The organism is Nocardiopsis sp. TRM 82005, assembly GCF_056312425.1.
In genome coordinates this window covers 1-5,537 of record NZ_JBWDTQ010000054.1, presented here as the reverse complement: position 1 = coordinate 5,537, position 5,537 = coordinate 1, and the positions used below count along the sequence as shown (strand labels likewise).

The following is a 5,537-nucleotide window of genomic DNA, read 5'->3' as shown; positions in this document are numbered from 1 at the left end:
AAACCGCCGATTTGGCGGGGTGCGGAACACCTGATAAAGTAAAGACACAACAAAGCGGAAACGCACAACGCTTTCCACGGAAAAGCGACAGACTCACACAGAGTCGAGCTTGTACGGGATGAGCGGTTGTTTCTTGAGAACTCAACAGCGCGTGTTTGATTTACTTTAAGCCATGTTTGTTTTGGCCCCACCACAACGACCACAGGTCGTGTGGAGGGTTCCTTTGATTAACCACGCAAGTGGTTGGTCAGGATTTCTTCTAGGTTTACCCGCCCCGGCAGCGCCCCTGGTGCGCCAGGCGGGTAGTAGGACCTTTATGGAGAGTTTGATCCTGGCTCAGGACGAACGCTGGCGGCGTGCTTAACACATGCAAGTCGAGCGGTAAGGCCCTTCGGGGTACACGAGCGGCGAACGGGTGAGTAACACGTGAGTAACCTGCCCCTGACTCCGGGATAAGCGGTGGAAACGCCGTCTAATACCGGATACGACTCCGAGTCTCCTGGCTCGGGGTGGAAAGTTTTCTCGGTCAGGGATGGACTCGCGGCCTATCAGCTTGTTGGTGGGGTAACAGCCTACCAAGGCGATTACGGGTAGCCGGCCTGAGAGGGCGACCGGCCACACTGGGACTGAGACACGGCCCAGACTCCTACGGGAGGCAGCAGTGGGGAATATTGCGCAATGGGCGAAAGCCTGACGCAGCGACGCCGCGTGGGGGATGACGGCCTTCGGGTTGTAAACCTCTTTTACCACCAACGCAGGCCCGGGGTTCTCTCCGGGTTGACGGTAGGTGGGGAATAAGGACCGGCTAACTACGTGCCAGCAGCCGCGGTAATACGTAGGGTCCGAGCGTTGTCCGGAATTATTGGGCGTAAAGAGCTCGTAGGCGGCGTGTCGCGTCTGCTGTGAAAGACCGGGGCTTAACCCCGGTTCTGCAGTGGATACGGGCATGCTAGAGGTAGGTAGGGGAGACTGGAATTCCTGGTGTAGCGGTGAAATGCGCAGATATCAGGAGGAACACCGGTGGCGAAGGCGGGTCTCTGGGCCTTACCTGACGCTGAGGAGCGAAAGCATGGGGAGCGAACAGGATTAGATACCCTGGTAGTCCATGCCGTAAACGTTGGGCGCTAGGTGTGGGGACTTTCCACGGTTTCCGCGCCGTAGCTAACGCATTAAGCGCCCCGCCTGGGGAGTACGGCCGCAAGGCTAAAACTCAAAGGAATTGACGGGGGCCCGCACAAGCGGCGGAGCATGTTGCTTAATTCGACGCAACGCGAAGAACCTTACCAAGGTTTGACATCACCCGTGGACCTGCAGAGATGTGGGGTCATTTAGTTGGCGGGTGACAGGTGGTGCATGGCTGTCGTCAGCTCGTGTCGTGAGATGTTGGGTTAAGTCCCGCAACGAGCGCAACCCTTATTCCATGTTGCCAGCACGTGATGGTGGGGACTCATGGGAGACTGCCGGGGTCAACTCGGAGGAAGGTGGGGATGACGTCAAGTCATCATGCCCCTTATGTCTTGGGCTGCAAACATGCTACAATGGCCGGTACAATGGGCGTGCGATACCGCAAGGTGGAGCGAATCCCTAAAAGCCGGTCTCAGTTCGGATTGGGGTCTGCAACTCGACCCCATGAAGGTGGAGTCGCTAGTAATCGCGGATCAGCAACGCCGCGGTGAATACGTTCCCGGGCCTTGTACACACCGCCCGTCACGTCATGAAAGTCGGCAACACCCGAAACTTGCGGCCTAACCCTTCGGGGAGGGAGTGAGTGAAGGTGGGGCTGGCGATTGGGACGAAGTCGTAACAAGGTAGCCGTACCGGAAGGTGCGGCTGGATCACCTCCTTTCTAAGGAGTCTGTGATAGGTCAGCTTTTTCCTATGGCTGACCGGACTCGAAAGTGGACCCGGCATCCTTGAGTGGATGTTTGGGATGGCTGGAGTGAATCGGACTTGACCCCTGGTGTCTAGAAGCGCTGGGGGGCGCGCTGTTGGGTGTCTGAGGAAGCAACCCTGCCCCGGTTTCGGGTGTGGGTGTTGGTTCCCGCGGACCGCCTCTGAGAACTCTCAGGGCCTGCTGCTCCCGTCAGGGGGCGTGTGGGTGTGAGTGGTGTCGGGGTGTGCGGTTGGTGTTTTGATTTGTGAATAGTGTGCGCGAGCATCTTATTATCTGTAGTGGCCAAGTGATAGTGGCACACGGTGGATGCCTTGGCACCAGGCGCCGATGAAGGACGTGGGAGGCCGCGATAGGCCACGGGGAGCTGTCAACCGAGCTGTGATCCGTGGGTGTCCGAATGGGGAAACCTAGCCCGAGTTGTGTCGGGTTGCCGCTGTCTGAATGTATAGGGCAGTTGGTGGTGACGCGGGGAAGTGAAACATCTCAGTACCCGTAGGAAGAGTAAACAACAGTGATTCCCCTAGTAGTGGTGAGCGAACGGGGATGAGGCTAAACCGCATGCGTGTGAGAGACGGCAGTCGTTGCGTGTGCGGGGTTGTGGGGTGCACCTGTCCGGGTCTGCCGATCTGGAGCGCTGAGTGATTCTTTTAGCTGAAGCCGTTGGGAAGCGGTACCGGAGTGGGTGAGAGTCCCGTAGGTGAAGGAAGAGTCTAGGTGTTGGGTGTGTTCCCGAGTAGCGCGGAGCCCGTGAAAGTCCGTGTGAATCTGGCAGGACCACCTGCTAAGCCAAAATACGTCCTGGTGACCGATAGTGCACTAGTACCGTGAGGGAAAGGTGAAAAGTGCCCCGGTGAGGGGTCGTGAAATAGTACCTGAAACCGTGTGCTGTCAAGCCGTCAGAGCTGAAGCGTGTCTTTGGTGATGGCGTGCCTTTTGAAGAATGAGCCTGCGAGTCATGGTGTGTGGCGAGGTTAACCCGGGTGGGGTAGCCGTAGGGAAACCGAGTCTGAAGAGGGCGTTTGAGTCGCATGCTGTGGACCCGAAGCGGAGTGATCTACCCATGTCCAGGGTGAAGCGGGGGTAAGACCTCGTGGAGGCCCGAACCCACCAGGGTTGAAAACCTGGGGGATGAGGTGTGGGTAGGGGTGAAAGGCCAATCAAACTCCGTGATAGCTGGTTCTCCCCGAAATGCATTTAGGTGCAGCGTCACGTGTTTCTTGCTGGAGGTAGAGCTACTGTTTGGCTGATGGGCCCTACAAGGTTACTGACGTCAGACAAACTCCGAATGCCGGTGAAGTGAAGCGTGGCAGTGAGACTGCGGGGGATAAGCTTCGTAGTCGAGAGGGAAACAGCCCAGATCATCAGCTAAGGCCCCTAAGCGTGTGCTAAGTGGGAAAGGTTGTGGAGTTGCTGAGACAACCAGGAGGTTGGCTTAGAAGCAGCCATCCTTTAAAGAGTGCGTAATAGCTCACTGGTCAAGTGGTTCTGCGCCGATAATGTAGCGGGGCTGAAGCACACCGCCGAAGCTGTGGAGCCTGGGATTTTGTCCTGGGTTGGTAGGGGAGCGTCGTGCATCCGGGGAAGCTGCCGAGTGATCGTGTGGTGGAGGGTGTGCGAGTGAGAATGCAGGCATGAGTAGCGAGAGCAGCGTGAGAAACGTTGCCGCCGATTGACTAAGGGTTCCTGGGGCAGGTTAATCCGCCCAGGGTGAGTCTGGACCTAAGGCGAGGCCGACAGGCGTAGTCGATGGAGAACGGGTTGATATTCCCGTACCCGTGCATGAGCGTCCATGCTGAATCAGGTGATGCTAACCACGCTGGTGTTCTTGGGTCCCTTCGGGGAGCCTTGAATGGCTGGTCTGGGAACCGATCTTGTAGTAGGCAAGTGATGGGGTGACGCAGGAGGGTAGCTCTACCCGGCGGTGGTTGTCCGGGGGTAAGCGTGTAGGCCGGTGTGTTGGTAAATCCGCGCATCGTGTGGCTGAGACGTGATGCCGAGCCGTTTTTGGTGAAGTGAGTGATCCCATGCTGTCGAGAAAAGCCTCTAGCGAGTTCGTGTGTGGCCAGTACCCTAAACCGACGCAGGTGGTCAGGTAGAGAATACCGAGGCGTTCGGGTGAACCATGGTTAAGGAACTCGGCAAATTGTCCCCGTAACTTTGGGAGAAGGGGAGCCCTGTCTGGTGAAGGCCTTCGCGGCTGGAGCTGGGTGGGGTCGCAGATAGCGGGGGGAAGCGACTGTTTATTAAAAACACAGGTCCGTGCGAAGTCGTAAGACGCTGTATACGGACTGACGCCTGCCCGGTGCTGGAACGTTAAGAGGACTGGTTAGTAGGGGTTTTGCTCCTGCGAAGCTAGGAATCTAAGCGCCAGTAAACGGCGGTGGTAACTATAACCATCCTAAGGTAGCGAAATTCCTTGTCGGGTAAGTTCCGACCTGCACGAATGGCGTAACGACTTCCCCACTGTCTCAACCATGGGCCCGGTGAAATTGCACTACGAGTAAAGATGCTCGTTTCGCGCAGCAGGACGGAAAGACCCCGGGACCTTCACTATAGCTTGACATTGGTGTTTGGGATGGTTTGTGTAGGATAGGTGGGAGCCGGTGAAGCTATCACGCTAGTGGTGGTGGAGGCGTTGGTGAAATACCACTCTGACTGTTTCGGGCATCTAACTTTGGGCCGTGATCCGGTTCGAGGACAGTGTCTGGTGGGTAGTTTAACTGGGGCGGTTGCCTCCTAAAGAGTAACGGAGGCGCCCAAAGGTTCCCTCAGCCTGGTTGGTAATCAGGTGTTGAGTGTAAGTGCACAAGGGAGCTTGACTGTGAGACGGACGTGTCGAGCAGGAGCGAAAGCTGGGACTAGTGATCCGGCACCGGCGTGTGGAAGCGGTGTCGCTCAACGGCTAAAAGGTACCCCGGGGATAACAGGCTGATCTTCCCCAAGAGTCCATATCGACGGGATGGTTTGGCACCTCGATGTCGGCTCGTCGCATCCTGGGGCTGGAGTTGGTCCCAAGGGTTGGGCTGTTCGCCCATTAAAGCGGCACGCGAGCTGGGTTTAGAACGTCGTGAGACAGTTCGGTCCCTATCCGCTGTGCGCGTTGGAGACTTGAGAAGGGCTGTCCCTAGTACGAGAGGACCGGGACGGACGAACCTCTGGTGTGCCAGTTGTTCTGCCAAGGGCATGGCTGGTTTGCTACGTTCGGGAGGGATAACCGCTGAAAGCATCTAAGCGGGAAGTCTGCTTCGAGATGAGGTCTCCTGCCTCCTTTGAGAGGGTAAGGCTCCCTGTAGACGACGGGGTTGATAGGCCGGGTGTGGAAGCCTTGTGAGGGGTGGAGCTGACCGGTACTAATAGGCCGAGGGCTTGTCCGCTGCAGATAATTGGATGTTCGCGCACGCTTGTTCACGGATTTTGCTCGTGGCTGTTGTTCCCTCGTGTGGGGTTGAGCGGTGGTTGCGGGTTGTGGTTTCCGTGGTGGTTATTGCTGGAGGGTCACACCCGGTCTCTTTCCGAACCCGGTCGTTAAGTCTCTTTGCGCTGATGGTACTGCCCTGTGGTGGGGTGGGAGAGTAGGTTGCTGCCACGGTTTTTCTTAAGGAGGGGAAGGGCTCTTTCGGGGTTCTTCTCCTCCTTTTTTGTG

General features: G+C 57.2%; 3 rRNA genes. All 3 read left to right on the top strand.

The window, feature by feature from the left end:
• Positions 1 to 313 precede the first annotated feature (313 nt).
• The 3 genes from AC0T5L_RS26940 (at position 314) to rrf (ending at position 5,483) form a co-directional block, all read left to right on the top strand.
• Positions 314 to 1,846 (top strand): 16S ribosomal RNA (locus AC0T5L_RS26940).
• A 327-nt stretch (positions 1,847 to 2,173) separates the two neighbouring features.
• Positions 2,174 to 5,269, top strand: a 23S ribosomal RNA gene (locus tag AC0T5L_RS26935).
• Between the two features lie 98 nt (positions 5,270 to 5,367).
• Positions 5,368 to 5,483: ribosomal RNA gene (gene rrf / locus AC0T5L_RS26930) — 5S ribosomal RNA — on the top strand.
• The 16S, 23S and 5S rRNA genes sit together here, the layout of an rRNA operon.
• Positions 5,484 to 5,537: the final 54 nt, after the last annotated feature.